The sequence below is a fragment of the Parasphingorhabdus sp. genome (assembly GCF_039968395.1).
Classification (GTDB): domain Bacteria; phylum Pseudomonadota; class Alphaproteobacteria; order Sphingomonadales; family Sphingomonadaceae; genus Parasphingorhabdus.
Map to the genome: position 1 here is coordinate 473,113 of NZ_JBDVPV010000005.1, position 14,661 is coordinate 487,773.

General features: G+C 49.3%; 17 protein-coding genes. 7 read left to right on the plus strand and 10 right to left on the minus strand.

Features of this window, described 5'->3' with window-relative positions; all coding sequences use genetic code 11:
• Nucleotides 1-30 precede the first annotated feature (30 nt).
• Nucleotides 31-639, minus strand: a complete 609-nt coding sequence (locus tag ABJI30_RS12905) for a hypothetical protein (protein ID WP_348017101.1) — start codon at nt 637-639, stop codon at nt 31-33.
• A gap of 187 nt (nt 640-826) precedes the next feature.
• On the minus strand, nt 827-1,717 hold the full coding sequence (locus ABJI30_RS12910) for a hypothetical protein (protein WP_348017102.1): 891 nt from the start codon (nt 1,715-1,717) through the stop codon (nt 827-829).
• 319 nt (nt 1,718-2,036) lie between these two features.
• On the opposite strand from ABJI30_RS12910, the gene ABJI30_RS12915 reads away from it, so the two are divergent.
• From ABJI30_RS12915 to ABJI30_RS12940, 6 genes are all read left to right on the plus strand, one after another.
• Nucleotides 2,037-2,312, plus strand: coding sequence for an RHS repeat domain-containing protein (locus ABJI30_RS12915; protein ID WP_348017103.1), 276 nt, complete (start codon nt 2,037-2,039; stop codon nt 2,310-2,312).
• Nucleotides 2,313-2,365: 53 nt separating this feature from the next.
• Entirely contained in the window at nt 2,366-2,701 is a 336-nt protein-coding gene (locus tag ABJI30_RS12920; RefSeq protein ID WP_348017104.1) for a hypothetical protein, read from the plus strand.
• 53 nt (nt 2,702-2,754) lie between these two features.
• Nucleotides 2,755-3,105 (plus strand): hypothetical protein, encoded by a 351-nt coding sequence (locus ABJI30_RS12925; RefSeq protein ID WP_348017105.1) that lies wholly within the window; start codon nt 2,755-2,757, stop codon nt 3,103-3,105.
• Between the two features lie 60 nt (nt 3,106-3,165).
• Nucleotides 3,166-7,305: an RHS repeat-associated core domain-containing protein gene (locus tag ABJI30_RS12930; RefSeq protein ID WP_348017106.1), complete on the plus strand. Its 4,140-nt coding sequence runs from the start codon at nt 3,166-3,168 to the stop codon at nt 7,303-7,305.
• Nucleotides 7,306-7,316: 11 nt separating this feature from the next.
• Entirely contained in the window at nt 7,317-7,934 is a 618-nt protein-coding gene (locus ABJI30_RS12935; RefSeq protein WP_348017107.1) for a hypothetical protein, read from the plus strand.
• A 571-nt stretch (nt 7,935-8,505) separates the two neighbouring features.
• The gene (locus ABJI30_RS12940) at nt 8,506-8,628 is read left to right on the plus strand and encodes a hypothetical protein (RefSeq protein ID WP_348017108.1); all 123 of its coding nucleotides are present in this window, start codon (nt 8,506-8,508) and stop codon (nt 8,626-8,628) included.
• A gap of 242 nt (nt 8,629-8,870) precedes the next feature.
• Here the strand turns inward: ABJI30_RS12940 and ABJI30_RS12945 are convergent, their stop codons facing one another.
• The 7 genes from ABJI30_RS12945 to ABJI30_RS12975 all read right to left on the minus strand — a co-directional run bounded on the left by ABJI30_RS12945 (nt 8,871) and on the right by ABJI30_RS12975 (nt 13,391).
• Entirely contained in the window at nt 8,871-9,539 is a 669-nt protein-coding gene (locus ABJI30_RS12945) for a hypothetical protein (protein WP_348017109.1), read from the minus strand.
• 18 nt (nt 9,540-9,557) lie between these two features.
• Nucleotides 9,558-10,268: a hypothetical protein gene (locus ABJI30_RS12950; RefSeq protein ID WP_348017110.1), complete on the minus strand. Its 711-nt coding sequence runs from the start codon at nt 10,266-10,268 to the stop codon at nt 9,558-9,560.
• Entirely contained in the window at nt 10,268-10,591 is a 324-nt protein-coding gene (locus ABJI30_RS12955; protein WP_348017111.1) for a hypothetical protein, read from the minus strand. The genes ABJI30_RS12950 and ABJI30_RS12955 overlap by 1 nt, the downstream gene beginning before the upstream one ends.
• On the minus strand, nt 10,581-10,784 hold the full coding sequence (locus tag ABJI30_RS12960; RefSeq protein ID WP_348017112.1) for a hypothetical protein: 204 nt from the start codon (nt 10,782-10,784) through the stop codon (nt 10,581-10,583). Before ABJI30_RS12960 ends, ABJI30_RS12955 begins: the two co-directional genes overlap by 11 nt.
• A 377-nt stretch (nt 10,785-11,161) precedes the next feature.
• Complete coding sequence (locus tag ABJI30_RS12965; RefSeq protein WP_348017113.1) at nt 11,162-11,344, minus strand: helix-turn-helix domain-containing protein; 183 nt, start codon at nt 11,342-11,344, stop codon at nt 11,162-11,164.
• Nucleotides 11,345-11,451: 107 nt separating this feature from the next.
• On the minus strand, nt 11,452-12,159 hold the full coding sequence (locus tag ABJI30_RS12970; RefSeq protein ID WP_348017114.1) for a hypothetical protein: 708 nt from the start codon (nt 12,157-12,159) through the stop codon (nt 11,452-11,454).
• A complete protein-coding gene (locus ABJI30_RS12975) occupies nt 12,156-13,391 on the minus strand; it encodes an integrase arm-type DNA-binding domain-containing protein (protein ID WP_348017115.1) in 1,236 nt (411 codons plus the stop codon). Before ABJI30_RS12975 ends, ABJI30_RS12970 begins: the two co-directional genes overlap by 4 nt.
• Before the next feature lie 513 nt (nt 13,392-13,904).
• Between ABJI30_RS12975 and ABJI30_RS12980 the strand changes: the two genes are divergently transcribed.
• On the plus strand, nt 13,905-14,231 hold the full coding sequence (locus tag ABJI30_RS12980) for a PilZ domain-containing protein (RefSeq protein WP_348017116.1): 327 nt from the start codon (nt 13,905-13,907) through the stop codon (nt 14,229-14,231).
• A 39-nt stretch (nt 14,232-14,270) separates the two neighbouring features.
• On the opposite strand, the gene ABJI30_RS12985 is transcribed toward ABJI30_RS12980, so the two are convergent.
• Nucleotides 14,271-14,612: a hypothetical protein gene (locus tag ABJI30_RS12985; protein ID WP_348017117.1), complete on the minus strand. Its 342-nt coding sequence runs from the start codon at nt 14,610-14,612 to the stop codon at nt 14,271-14,273.
• Nucleotides 14,613-14,661: the final 49 nt, after the last annotated feature.

Consider the following 14,661-nt stretch of genomic DNA (forward strand, 5'->3'; position numbering starts at 1 on the left):
ATCCAATACCTGCGAGAAATTTATGATGGTTTATCTCGACGGCTTCACAACCACCATTACCTTGATTTTCTCAGTGTTTTCCTCCGAAGGGTTTCGACCAGAATCATTTGGCTCAAGTATCACTGGAAGCTGTTCGATGGAAACATGATACGTCTGAGGCGCATCGAGTTTTAGTCCAAGCCATTGCAATCTTACTACTTGACTAACTCCAGTTGAAAGAACGCCCTGGGGTGGAAACACAAGAAAATCTTCATCAGCGGGGTTTATAGTTTCTTCGCCTTGATCATTCAATTCTATCCGGTAAACACGGGTTTCATAAAGTAGGTCTTTAGGGCCTATATTTTGCACCTCAAATCTAGCTGTGGCTCCCGATCCGGTCGATTCCAATTCCAGGGTCATCGGAGAAACTCGCATAGCAGAAGGCACTAGATAGAAAATGGCCCCAGGTGCGAGGGCGGACGCATCTTTGCCGTCTTCCGAGGACAACTCGGTAATTACACAATTGCCTAAGCTACCAGGGCTGTCATTGGCTGGTTCATTTGCGATCACACATCTACCAACACCATGTACAACTTGCGCACCAGATGTGCTTGGCATGGCAAGTGCAATGGTAGTCAATATTCCAACTGCGATACTCATCTTGTCACTCCCTCAAAGAAACTATCCATCAACGCTCGGTAATTGCCACCGCGTCTTTGTCTGATGAAAGTCTACACGAACCTATCTGAGGCGCAATCAGCTCTCTTGGGAGCGTCTCCTGAGGGTGCAAAAGCGGACACATGGAGTTTAATAGTAACCGATCTCCCAGGCACCCAATTATGAACGTTTAACGAGTCAAATAGGCACCAATCTGCGAGAGCACATATCTCGCTTCCGATTGGAGGTTTAGGACACGCGCATCATTCGACAAGACACCATCGAAGAAAGTCGCCATCGCTGCTATGTTCACATCAACGATATCGTTGACAATCTTTTCGGGTTTTTTGGCCATTTGCTTACCCTCACTAACCCAGTGTGAGAACAAAAGCGTTACGCATAAAGAATATCGGAAGGCGAACGTGTTCGTGGCTTCGGTGAAGGTTTTTGGCCAATACCGTTCTTCTACACCGCCATTCTGATAAGTTACTCTGGTTTGGTTGAACATCAGGTCCATCAGTTTGGATTGGGTAGAAATCGAACGCGGGGAACAGTCTCGTAATTCAACTAGCTCATCCCGTGTGAACAGCTTAGTGAGCATATTGAAAATATGAGGGAACTGCTTCGCATTCTCTAGCAGAAATTCCATATTTGTTTCGGCTTCTTTCTGGCTATTTTTTAAATATTTCCGTTCAATCCCATCTAATTTTGCATTGGTAAGGAATTTGCTGAAACTCTGAAAAGCAGTTGTCTGTTTTACGTCGATCATTCGTCGGCCCAGTCCGCTGGTTCGAAGGTTGACCCTTAGTATTTTGTCTGGCCGCTTCAAGATGATCGTTTGGCGCGAGTAGCGCCGAAGCGTCGCGGTAGCCATTTCCGCTGACCTTAACGCGTTCTTTTTGAATGTTTCCATCATCACAGCATCTGGGATGACAGCAATATTTTGATGATCTCGCGCTAGATAACGTGCAAGTTTATCGTCTTGGAGAGCGTTGGTGTCGATTACAGTGCGCATCGCCGGACGATATCGAGCGAACAGCAATTTGACCAGCGATACACCGCCTGAAGGATATTTATGCATGTGGGCAAATTTCTTTTAATAGAAGAATCTGCTACGCCACTTTGCACTAAGAACCTCATTGAGCACGGGCTCGCGAGGTAGCTTTTGATTGAACGGAGCATCAGAAGGTTAACCTGTACGCGTTACCTCCGCTTTTGCGATAAACCGGAAGCTCTCACTGCACACCTTTGCTTCGCTTCATCCCTGCACGATCAGACAATACCCCCATAATGGGTCTATCTCTCGCGCTCATGGTTTGACAGTTCCAGCCGCAGATGTTGTTCTAAACACATAATAAAATAGGGTCGCATCGAGTCCATTCTAAAATGGAGAGATGCAGATGAGGATTGTATGGAGGCTATTGAGCGGTGCAGCTCTGATAAGCCTCGCCAGCGTTTCACAGGCTCAAGAAACCCAAACATATAGTTATGATGCAAAAGGTCGGCTGATCAAGGTCGAGCGCACTGGCGGGCCGCAAGACGGTGCTGATAACGACTATGCATATGACGCGGCCAACAACCGCACCAGCGTCGCAACGGCAGGCGCAAAACCTATATCCAATGCTTATATTTTGCCGGTTGGCGGGAAGATTCTGGTTGTTCCGGAAGTGGAATGATCCGCGCCCGAATATGATTTTCAGCTTTTGATTGATGACAAGGGGATAGCAATATGAACAGTTTGATAGGTGTTGCCACAATGGTCTTGGCTTTGGGGTTTTCATCGACCGCGTTGGCACAGGATGCCGATCGAAACAGGTCAACGAAAGGGGCTGTGGTTGTTGAACTGGAAGCTCCCAAATTTGCCGATGTTGCACGGGGCAGAGCTGCTCAGGATTCGACCTACTATCAATCCGGAAACAGGCGCAATGGCGCTGAGCGGGGAGTAGATGCCACCAAGTTCTGCAACAGCATCAACTACACATATGGATCGGTGCTCGAATACAAAACCCTTCCGACCGAAACCGCAGAATATGACTATCTTAAGCGCGTCATTTGCTTCGAATGAATGCGCATTATGCCTGCGCTGGTGAGCGCGAAACAAACAACAGGGGAAATCACATGAAAAAGACGATAGCCACATTGATGCTGATAGGCGCGCTTTCAATATCCGGCCCTGCATTTGCAGCAGCCAGCTGTTTTGGTACCATCAGTCAGGTTAAAACCGAAGATGACGGAGCCGTGTTGATCTATTCAAGCTGGCGCACGGCATACACGCAGGTCTGTAATCTCAAGGATAACTGGAAAGGGATTGATCCGCAGACTTGCTGGGGATGGTTCGCGCATTCCAGCACTGCTCTGACCGAAAATCTGGCTGTTAGAGTATATTACGCGGCATTGGCCTCAGGTGACTGTCCGACATTAGATACAGGCTCCTTGTCGCCCGCCCCCACGTACATCATTTTGCATTGATCGCATCCGCTCATGGGCAATTACTATAACCTGCCGCGGCTTCTCAACAAGGGAAAGAACATGAGGCATTTGACCAGCCGTCTGGTTGTGCTGCTGACAAGCATTGGACTGGCTTCTACTGCCGCATCCGCCCAGCAGATCAAACCGCTTGAGATCGAGCCGGACGGCAACGGTGTTAATATGCTGTCAGGACAGGTGTCGCCGGAACTGCCGCCAGTCTCGGCCCCTGCTGCGGGAAGACTTAGCCTCAGTAAAATCTCCAACCTGCAACCGTTCATGGTCGGACAAGATCCGCCAGGCAATACGGCCAGTGTTCAAGTCAACAATGGCGGTGCAACTTCCGACAGCCTGACTTGCCTCGATGATGAGTGTACCGCATCACAGCGCAATGGTTCAGAAATGACCATTGGCATCGCCTCTCAAAATGCGACCTATATGCAAGGCGGTTCGGGCAAGAAAATCTTCTTCGACAAAGTGTCTGCCTGGGTTAATTCTGGAGGAACTCTTACCTACATACTCTATCCATCCTACGTGCAATATGCCGATGGCGAGCGGCATACGTTTACCTATCACAGCGAAACGCCCACTGGAGATCCGCGCACTTATTATCGCCCCACAACGATCACAAGCAACCTCGGCTATCAGCTCCAACTCACTTACCAGGCCGGTACTGTTTATCAGGCAGGCTGGTCCGAAGTTGCAACGGCAACGCTCAACGGTCCAAGCAGTCCCAATCCTGTCGCCAAGAACACTTATGTTACAACTACTGTCTCCCCCGGCTTAACCGAGACGACCGTTACAGATTTGGCAAGCCGCACATGGACCTGCAGAAACTGCGCTAATTCTCTCAACACACCGAACAATGTCACCAATACCACAATGGAACTGCCGACCGACACCAGCGACAGCTATGCGGTCGAAGCTGGCAGTTTCTCTAGTGCAACACAAACGTACAGCTTGTCCGACAAAGTCACCAAAGATGGCACTGAGTGGAATTATGATTATGTCGTAACCGGAGTCACTATTGGTGCTCCCAAGATTACCAAAGTTACAGTCACCGGTCCCGAAAGCTTCTCTCGCATCGTGAATATCACACAGCCGGTTTCGGGCTCTCCCACGATCAACTCCATCACCAATGGCCTTAATCAGACCACCAGCTATGTACATGACAATTTTGCGCGCCTGACCAAGATTACGATGCCGGAAGGCGATAGCGTTGAAATCACTTATGATACTTTTGGCAACATCACAGAGAAGCGTTCCAAGGCCAGCGGTCTTGCAGATATTGTGGAGACTGCGACCTATCTGCCCGGCACGACCTGCACTTTTGGCGTCAATGATAACATCAAATGTTTTCGGCCCGTCTCCACAACCGATCCGGCAGGTAACGTAACCGACTATACGTGGCACAGTAGCGGACAACTGCTCACCCAGCTCGAACCAGCGGACGCGAACGGCAATCGCCGTAAGACAATCAATGAATATTCGTCTGCCGGAGGTTTGGCGCGCAAGACCAAGGAAACCACCTGCTGGCAATCTTCCGGTGGCAGCGACAATTGCAGCTCGGTCACCGCGCTCGTCAAAACCTATACTTATTGGGGGAACACACTGCTTCCCGCCACAGAAACCATGACCAATGGCACGGCGTCTCTGTCGGCCACAACAACCTATGCCTATGACAATGCGGGTCGCTTGCTCTCAGCTGATGGCCCGCTCGCAGGCAATGGCGATGCGACCTATAACCGTTATGATGTGATTGGCCGCAAGACATGGGAAATAGGCGCACAGGGAGCCAATGGAACGCTCCGCACAGCCACGCGTACAACTTACCGTGCATCGGACAGCAAGCCGACGCTGGTGGAAACCGGCACGGTCACCAGTCCAACCGACACGGTGCTGGTCGTCTCACAATCCCTGACCAATGATTATGATGCAAACCGCAATCTGGCGCGCAGCGATGTCAATGAAGTCAACGGTGCAACAACCACCACGGAAACCGTATCACAATTTTCATATGACGGCCGCAATCAACTGGAATGCTCTGCAACCCGAATGAACAAGGCGGTGTTCGGCTCCCTTTCTTCCACCTCCGCCTGCGATCTTGGCACGACTGGCACGTTGGGAACCGACCGTATCAGCAAAAACAGCTATGATGTGCTGGGCCGGGTCACAAAGACCGTCTCTGGATATCGTGTTCTCGGAACCAGCGGCGCTGGGGAGATAGATATTGAGTTGGGCTACACCACCAATGGTCAAGTCGCATGGCGCAAAGATGGCAATGGCAACCAGACCAGCTACGCTTATGATGGTTTTGACCGACTCTTGACCACCACTTTCCCGGATAGCAGCACAGAAGTGGCAACCTATGACAATCGCAGCAATGTGATTACCTTTAAAAAACGCGCTGGTCAGACCATCACCAACAGCTATGACAACACGAGCCGCCTCACGCAAAGCAGCTATTCCAACAGCGATCCCACGGTAACCTATGTTTATGATGGCCTGGGACGTGAGACCAGTGTGACCCGCACCGGCATATCGACGCTCAGCTACACATATGACGGCCTCGGGAGGCAGAATAGCGAGAACCAGGACGGCAGAACGGTTTCTTACACCTACGACATTGCCGGACGCCGGACGCGGCTCGATCATCCCGACAGCTTTTATCTAACTTATGAGTACTCGCCTGCTGCTCAGGTCACTGCAATCAAGGAAAACGGTTCGCTCGCGCTGGTCACATATGCCTATGACGGTCTGGGCCGCGCGACATCGCTGACCCGAGCCAATGGCATCACCACCAGCCTGACCTATGACCCAATCTCGCGGCTGGCTTCTTATGACCACAGCACACTGGTCACCGGCAGCTTCACCTATAACCCGGCTTCGCAGCTAACCACGCGAGAAGTCTCGAACACCGCGTTCACCTACAAGGCGTTAGTAGATCGCAATCTCGGCTATGTGGTCAACAACCTGAACCAATATACCAGCGCCACTGGCACGACCCCTGCCACCTTCACCCATGATCTCAATGGCAATATGACCGGTGATGGCACGAACACCTATGCCTATGATGCACTCAATCGACTGACCAGCTCATCTGGAGGCGCAGCGGCAACGCTGGTCTATGGCCCCAAGGGGCGGCTGATCAGCACCACGGCAGGCGGAACGACCACAGAGTTCCTCTATGACGGGAGCGCCCTGATCGCAGAATATGTGAGCAGCGCGATCACCAATCGCTATGCCCATGGCGGCGGGGTCGATGATCCGATTGTGTGGTATGAAGGCAGCGGTACGGCCAGCAAAAACTATCTCACCACAGACGAGCGCGGCAGTATTATCGGCCTGACAGACAGCAGCGGGGCCAACACCCGGATCAACGCTTATGATGAATGGGGCGTGCCAGCAGCCAGCAATGTTGGACGGTTCCAGTACACCGGTCAGGTTTGGCTCTCCGAGATCGGCAAATATTACTACAAGGCACGGATCTATGATCCTGTGCTGGGCAGGTTCCTGCAGAGCGATCCTATTGGATACGACGATGGCATGAACATGTATGCCTATGTGGGCGGCGATCCGATCAATGGACGAGACTCGACTGGATTGTATGACTGTGAAACGGAAGCAGATTGCGAAGCAGCTGAAGAAGGGCGAAAAGAAATTGCAGAATCTGAGCAAAATATGAGGCGCGCGGCCAGAAGAGCAGTATCCACCAGAAGTTTCGGGCGGGCGAACGCACTCCGAAACGGCGCGAACCGATTGTCAGCTATCCAAGAGACTTTGGGTACAAAAAATGATGATAACGGTTTGAATGTTGGAACGGGAATTGTCACTGATAGTGAAGGACGAGAAGCGAATGCAAACTTCGATAAGACAACAAATACTATAACGTTAAACACAAAACGGATCAATCAAGAAGCAGGCAGTCACGTTTCATCAGTGTTGGCGCATGAAGTCCAACATGCTCGAGACTACAAAAAAAACAAGTTTCAGGGTTTTACGAATGAATGGAAGCTGGTCAGAGAGATAAGAGGCTTCACGGCCGCCGCAATTGTTGATAGTGGGTTGGGGCGAGCTGGCAGATTTGGCAACCCTGCAAGCACGGACCCTAGAGGTCTTCTGCAGCGCACCATGAGACGGGCTTTGCGTGCTTATTGTCCATCACGCATATGCGTTCCGCTTATAAATCGCCTGACAGAATAGGATTGCAATCGATGCGACTGATTTTTTTCTTTTTGTTTTGCATGATGCTAAGTGGATGTGACCAGCAGAGAGTCGACAATGAAGAAAAAATATTGGACTCATCAGGCCGGCCCAATCCGAATTCGACAGTTTTCGATATAAAGAGTTGCTGGGCAGCTCCGAACAAAAAAGACTCGAACATCATTGCCGGCTTGGTATCTTATTCCAAATCCATCGAGACCGGCTCAGATGAACCGGTTTTATATTCTTTTGGTTCATTGTATTCTGCTAGGTGTGAAATCGCCTTTGTTTCGGAGGTTGATAACAAATCTGACTTGTTTGTTTTCGGTCTAAATGATCCACAAAATCTTATCCCACCTGGGAACTGTTATTTTGAAGGCGATTGCAACTACAATCCTATGTCGTTTGAACATCAACCACAAATAGACAGTTCAAGCGGCATCTACATGCTAGATGCTGAAATAAGCGCAGAAAGAAACTTTGATGGTCCTGGTCCAGCAATGATATTTCATCTAAAGAAGTTAAATGGAATCAAGAAGTTGGATGTTGCCCCACAACGCTTTTTTGATTTATCACCGCAAGAAAGAATGAAACTTCTAGAAAAATCAATTGTAGATGTTGATGAATAGAAACCTAAAAATGTGAATATAGCGGTGACAGTTCACTAAGCCGGCAGAAGAGAGGCATTTTGGACCAATTGGTCGATTTATTCATAACTGAGTTGGAAACATGAAGTTGGTATTAATTCGAGCAATACCGGCTTTGTATGGGTTATGCTTATTGGTGCCTTTCGCACTATTTTTTGCAAGTCCCTTTCGCGAAATTGCGCTATCCGTTTGTTTGATTTCTGCAATTGCAGCGACTTTGTTGAGTTTGTCAAAACGGCCTTGCGGTCATTGGTTTGTTACGAAGGGTAGGTACTGGTTTTTTTATCCTTGGCCAATTCGTGATTGCCCGAAATGTGGCAAACCTCTTTGGTAACAAGTTGAACAAATTGCGGTTACCATCCTCTTTTCGGGACTTCTATGAACGATTCAGCGATACAATATCATAGCTCTGCAAAGATGACGCTACCACGAGTTTAAACCTAGTGTTGATCTATTGAATTGAGCAAGTGTTTGAACATATATTAACCTACCCAATCTGATCGGATTGAGCTATAATCCCCCCTGTTGTGGCGACAGAAACGGGACCAACCCCATGCCACAAAACTCGCAAGTCTTCCCCATCCACATCCGCGCCGAATATCGTGATGACCAGCAAGCCTTCACGAGGTTTCAGGCTGATGTTGGCAAGGCAACCACGCATGGAACAGGAGATTGAGCAGAGGTGCTCTGCAAATGTTTCCTATGTTCCGCATTTGAGGTATTTTGGTCATCGATCATGAAGCCTTTGCACAGGCTAATGCCATCAAATCCGTCAGATGGTCGAAGCGACCGGTAGACTCGGACCCAACAAATTACTCGGCAATGCTGAGAACTTCCGCTCCCTGCCCCAGTAGTTCTTCAATGGCTTTGATCCTGTCCTGCACATCTCGGCTGTAAAGGCCATGCCGAAGCGCGTTCTTATTTCCCTTTGGCGCGCCCGGACTTTTGCCTCCGTGGAGACGACACCTTTTCTTTCCTCGCATTGCCGGGGATTGGCATTCCGTTCCCTTCCGTGTTTTCGCTAAGCATCTTGGAGCATTGTATGCCGCCTTCATCACGTTGTTCATGGGGTTGACCCTTCATTTTTTCGTTTTGTCCCCCGTTATGGTGGAAATGATCGGCAACAATCGCTTGTCCGCCTTCGTTGACATGGACATGTCGCACCACTTGTTCTCCACCGCGATTTATCCGCTCAAGCGCTTCGATTGTGGTCCTGCATTGCGATTGTGCCTTCAGCGCCAGTTTGAAATATTTGTCTGTCGCGGTCATGTGCTGCCCCATGTTCATCATGCCCCGTCGGGACATTTCCACAAATACTGCATCGAGCGTCATAGCCTGAGCAACCAGCGTCTCTTTCATGTTTGACAAGTCGCCATTTTTCACGGCGTCACAATTGTCCCGCACAACCTGGACAGACTGGTCAAACTCCAAACCGTCCTTACCGCTACCGAAAGTTTCAGCGGCCAGGTCACGCGCAATGGAAGCGTTGCGGGGTATAGGAGAATGAACTGAATTTGCCGCCAGATATTCATCGGACACGCCTTCGACCTTCTTCAGGGTCAATGTGTTCTGAGTTGCTTTTGTCACTCGATTTGTCCCTTTCATCTAAGCCGCCAACTCAAATGGGTCCAAGCCTATCGCGAGCATCCGAACCTCGATCTGACTGCGACATCCGGTGGAGGTGGTAACAGCTGTATGTTGGGGCGATTCGCCCTGTACGATTTCGGCCACAAACGGCGGTTTCTCGTTGTGAGTTCCATTCGTATGAGGCGATTCGCTCTTTACGGTTCTGCATTTCACGATCGTATGGGGCGAATCACCCCCCGTGTTTTGTTTTTCCGCCAGCTCTTTTCTGTAGTCAGCCAGAGCTCGTAATCCTCGATCCATGCGCCGTGAAGATAGTTTATCTCGAGGCTCAAAATCTCTCCATTCATTTGATGCCGGTAACCGTTCGAAACAGTTGTACAAAAAGGTGAGCTGCCAACAGCGAGCTCGTCCTAATCCCGTCTTGACGTTAAAGTGCGAGTCCTTGGTCATTGCAACCAAACCAGCTTCGGTCAGTTCACTAAACGCTCTCCGCGCTATTTTTGTGCAAGAAACGCCCATCCTTCTCGCGGCATCTGCCTCAGACAGCCAAAACTCGCCATTGTTCTGACCGTTCTCCATCATCACCAATTCCAAAAGAAGAGATCGCGCATTGGGAGATAAGGATCGGTAAGCAGAGGAGCGCAACAAATCATGGCCTATTCGGGCAAACCGACCAACCTTGTTTTTGTTGCGCCCACGCTGATTAACTCTGGAACGGTTACGTGCCATCAAGCTGCATCATCCAGCGCTAAGGGCTTGATCACACTATAAACCGTTACTTTATGGCCCATCTGCCCCATTCGTTTTTCTGGCAGCGCATACAGCTTGCCAAGCTTTTCAAGTCCAGTGGCACGAGGACGGATTAGATAAGGTGGTAGGTTCAGATCCGGTGAAATGTCGTCACAAGTTGCTCCAGAGCGTCCGTGAGGGGCAAAAGCCTCCCGCACCTGCCTTATCCGCCCTGTGATGTCTTTGGCCACTGCTAAGGCTGCATTGCGCCCGGTAGACTTGTTGCCTTTCCATCCAGGCATGTTTGGATATTTATCTGTCATGTTTGTTCTCCTGAAGCTGCGGTAAGTCAGCTTTCTCAAGAAGCTTATTGAGCCAGTTAGATTGTCTTTCGGTCATCGGTGTTTCGGCGGCCACCAACTGGCCAAGGAATGAACCAGCTTTTCTGGTCAGTTTACCGCCGTCAGTTAGCAGCGCTATCGCAGCGTCTCTTTGTGTATGGAGTGGTTCAGTCACCTCATTTCTCCCAGATGAGTTGAGAGAACGGGAAAAGTTTGAGCATAGATTACGGATCGCACTTGCAGGCTTTCGACAAACCGAGCTGCGTAGTCCCCGTTTTCAAATTCGAGAGGTAATTGAATGTTGGTCAGAGCTCTGTCTATTCGGTGGTAATCGTAGTGCGTTGGAATTGTGAGTTTGTGATATTGCATGTTGAGATTCCTTTGACTGGAATCCATACAGCACAGACAGCAAGGCACACTTGATCGCTGAACACGGGTGCCTTATAATGGTGAAGTTTGTTGTAGCGCCTGTCACTGTAAAGAAATTTGGAGAGGTCGCGTTTTGCCACGCGCTCTTTTCGCTTTCGGGTATTGTGGGAATGGCGGAGGTCATCAGGCGGCTTCAAGCTGATCAATATCAAGCAGCGCGTCGATACTGGCAGTCACTATCAGTGTGCGTCGCCCTACTTTCCGTGTTTCAAGTCGTTGCGCGTTAATGAGGTTATAAATCATTGAGGAAGACAAACCTGTGTACTCACAAGCCATTTGTATCGTCATTGTAGCTGGTTTCATCATATGTTCTCCGTTAGTGGAGACACATGGATAACCGTGGAGCCTATTGCTTTGATACGGAAAGCTATTGCTCAATATTTCCGGAAAGATAGGCCCTAACTTTTCCGGATTTAACTCGCCTGTTTTCTCAGTTCTTTGTGATAAGCCGAAGCAGTTTTTTTGATCATTTCTTCAACGTCATCACCATTTTTGTAACTCACAAGAAGGATAGATTTTCCACTACTTGCGCGGGATAAAACGCTATCGACGAACTTCGTGCCAAGTAACACTTTTACCGGCGATTTCCACTTTCGGACTGCATCCCATGATGTGCCATAGTGACTGGCAACAGTTGACTGCACCTCACCTGCTTTATTGCCATAGAAAACAAGTAGTTTGGCCCATTCAAGAGCCTCGAGTTGGTATTTTGCAAGTCGGTAAGCGTTTGTTCTTTTGTTGCCTTCTCGATCAGCCGGAAACAAGAATTGTGGTCCGTCACCTTTAGACATTGCTACAATATCCTCGATCGCTCTTTTCACATCAGCGGGGATGTTCTGACCACACAGGGTGTCCAGCCGATTAGCTAGCTGTTCCAGTTTTTCGCTTTGCGGTGCATTGTCAGGGAGCGGCTCTCCCATAGCCAGATCAAGTAACTCTGGCCCCCAAAGGGAAGGGAAGGTTGAAACTATGTGGCTGTAAGTAAATCTATACGAGCGAGTGTCACGGCGATCATCGCCCATTTCAACAACACGCTTGGTTAGATCGAGTGCGTCAGCTAGTTGACTCGGTATGGGTTCCTCATAAATCACTAATGATTTCAATTTCGGATTATCAATCAAACTACCAACCTCACAATGTTATCGCAGCGCGATGTAGCGAATATTGCCCAATTGGCCATCAATTCCCGGCGCATTATTTCAAACTTCCCTCGGCTGTATGCCGCAATCACGGCGTCTGTTTGTTTGTGGGCTAGACTCAATTCCGCTACAGGTTCCGGAACGGTGGGGCACTGCTCCTGAACCCAAGTTCTAAACGTCGCACGATTGCCGTGAACCGTTGCCCTTCGCTCACTGTCTTTTCCATCATCAACCCGGAGTCCTTTTGAATGTGTGCGAAGTACTTTCGCCATCGTGGCATCTGAAAGCGGACTGCTTTTCTGTCCCACAAATATAAGATTATCCAGCGACCCAATTTTTAGAGTTTTGACAATTTCAAGAATCTCGAGAGCTGCATCTGAGAGATAGACAATATGTTCCATATCACCTTTCATCCGCTCCGCAGGAATAACCCACTTCGCACCATCAATTTCAGACCAGCGAGCGAAACGAACTTCCCCCGACCGGCCAGCGGTGAGGATCTGAAACATGAGCGAAAGACGCCCCATTGTAATCTCGCCAGCACGAAGGCGGCTAAAGCACTCCGGCAGGTCTTCATAGGCAAGTGATGGATGGTGGCCGTAGTTCTTTGCCTTGCGTGCCTGCGTCTGGCTTCCTAAAAGTTTGCCGATCTTGCGTACCGGTAGTTCTGTTGTGCGCTGTCGCTGCAAATGGGCCATATCCATTACATCGGCTATGCGTTGTTTCACTCTTGCGGCAGTTTCCGGCTTATCAAACCAAATTGGCCGCAGGGCATCCGCGACATGTTCTATCTCTATATCGCTAACCAACATATCGCCCAAGGACGGAAAGGCGTATGTTTGCAATGTCGATAACCATTGTGCCGCGTGCTTCGGATTGCGAAACGTGTCCTTTATCTGACCATGCCGAGCAATCGCAGCAGTTCTAAATGCTGGAACAGGGTTTTCTTTTAGTTTCGCCAATTCAACTTTGGGTGATTTGCCTTGGGCAATCCATTGTCGGTATCGCGTAGCGGTGTCTCTGACAGCAGACAGCCCAATTTTGTTGGCTGAACCAAGGCCAAAGTCTTGGCGCTTCCTTTCGTGTTGAATGCGAAGAACCCACGATTTGGAACCGGACGGTTTTACTAGCAGGTAAAGCCCTGCCCCATCAGCATGTCGGCCTGGCTTCGCCTTTTCTACGAAAGTATGGGTGAGCTTGTTGATTCCGGCCATAATATTCTCTGATTGAACGCCATTTATTCCCACACTTAACAGTGGTTTTGGGTGGCCGTCAATGGTGGGCGGTGGAAAAGTCTTCAATAAAATGCCGGTATCATGTGGTTATTGTGCTAAACTGTGGAAGCTTATGGAGTAAGGTTCGGCGGTCACCCTGTCCGCCAGATCATTTCCGGCTATCAAACCATAATCATATTGTTGCGGGCAATAATTCGCGCTGATTCACGACGACTGGCGATGAAGTTTGTTGTCCGGGGTGATGAAGCATATCATTTTCAAACCAGAACATTACTGTTTGAAGCGGCAATTTCGCTTTTTGAACAATGGCCTCACTGTCATCGAACAATAATCACATTGTTTCGCACGCGAAAAATCGGCGATATTCCAGATATTTTGTCGAACAATAACGTTCTTTTGTGCCCTCACCTCCTTTTTTGTGCGAAAAAGCTCAAAAGAATATCATTCCTGCCGTTCCCTAGATTGTGGTTAACGAAAAAGGGGTTTTGGAAAATGTTGCAGCAGCAAAAAGAACATCAGAGTTATGATGAATGCCGGTCGAGTGTCCGCGAACAGGTTCATGCTGAAATCCTGGTGCACCAGTCCGGCGGGAAATCCTTCCGCGGCATTTTGTCTGATCTGTCGACTACGGGTTTCAAAATGTCCAGCATTTCCGGCGTTGACGCGTCAAGACCGGTTTTTATCCGCATGCCGGGATTGCCTATTTTAAGCGCCAATGTGCGCTGGGAAGGCTTTAGCGACTATGGCTGTCAGTTTAATGTCCCGCTGGCACCACATGTGATGCAACACTTGCTCACCCGGCTACAAATCGCCGGATAAACAGTTAATTTCGAACAGCAATGATATTGTTACGCGGATCTATTCCTTGACCGGCCGCGTATTTGAGCTCGCATAACTCGCATATCCGTCCGAAAAAGCGAACGCAACGCCATCTGCTTCTTCCAGAGCGTAGTTGGAAGCTTCCTTTTGGGTGCTTCCAAACTCTAATTCATCTTTTGTCATCGCTGCGATCATCGCATTGCGCTCGGTTTCGCAAGCAGACTTGATCGCTTTCTTGAATGCCGAGGTCGAGGTTTTGAGATCGAGTTGCTCGACCGTGTAATCCGTCAGGCAGTTACTATAGGCTACCCGGGAAACTTCTGCGTCGGCAAGATTTGTGGTTGCAGTGGCTAGAAGCGCGATACTGAACATAGCAAACATGATGATTTCCTTTGATCAACTGGTCTGTCACTATCACAAAATGCCCGTG

Bases quoted from the DNA above. Each gene is read 5' to 3' on its own strand.
- ABJI30_RS12965 (WP_348017113.1), bottom strand. From the start codon at position 11,344: ATGATGAAACCAGCTACAATGACGATACAAATGGCTTGTGAGTACACA.
- ABJI30_RS12905 (WP_348017101.1), bottom strand. From the start codon at position 639: ATGAGTATCGCAGTTGGAATATTGACTACCATTGCACTTGCCATGCCA.
- ABJI30_RS12950 (WP_348017110.1), bottom strand. From the start codon at position 10,268: ATGGCACGTAACCGTTCCAGAGTTAATCAGCGTGGGCGCAACAAAAAC.
- ABJI30_RS12955 (WP_348017111.1), bottom strand. From the start codon at position 10,591: ATGACAGATAAATATCCAAACATGCCTGGATGGAAAGGCAACAAGTCT.
- ABJI30_RS12980 (WP_348017116.1), top strand. From the start codon at position 13,905: ATGTTGCAGCAGCAAAAAGAACATCAGAGTTATGATGAATGCCGGTCG.
- ABJI30_RS12930 (WP_348017106.1), top strand. From the start codon at position 3,166: ATGAGGCATTTGACCAGCCGTCTGGTTGTGCTGCTGACAAGCATTGGA.
- ABJI30_RS12985 (WP_348017117.1), bottom strand. From the start codon at position 14,612: ATGTTTGCTATGTTCAGTATCGCGCTTCTAGCCACTGCAACCACAAAT.
- ABJI30_RS12940 (WP_348017108.1), top strand. From the start codon at position 8,506: ATGCCACAAAACTCGCAAGTCTTCCCCATCCACATCCGCGCCGAATAT.
- ABJI30_RS12915 (WP_348017103.1), top strand. From the start codon at position 2,037: ATGAGGATTGTATGGAGGCTATTGAGCGGTGCAGCTCTGATAAGCCTC.
- ABJI30_RS12975 (WP_348017115.1), bottom strand. From the start codon at position 13,391: ATGGCCGGAATCAACAAGCTCACCCATACTTTCGTAGAAAAGGCGAAG.
- ABJI30_RS12910 (WP_348017102.1), bottom strand. From the start codon at position 1,717: ATGCATAAATATCCTTCAGGCGGTGTATCGCTGGTCAAATTGCTGTTC.
- ABJI30_RS12935 (WP_348017107.1), top strand. From the start codon at position 7,317: ATGCGACTGATTTTTTTCTTTTTGTTTTGCATGATGCTAAGTGGATGT.
- ABJI30_RS12925 (WP_348017105.1), top strand. From the start codon at position 2,755: ATGAAAAAGACGATAGCCACATTGATGCTGATAGGCGCGCTTTCAATA.
- ABJI30_RS12920 (WP_348017104.1), top strand. From the start codon at position 2,366: ATGAACAGTTTGATAGGTGTTGCCACAATGGTCTTGGCTTTGGGGTTT.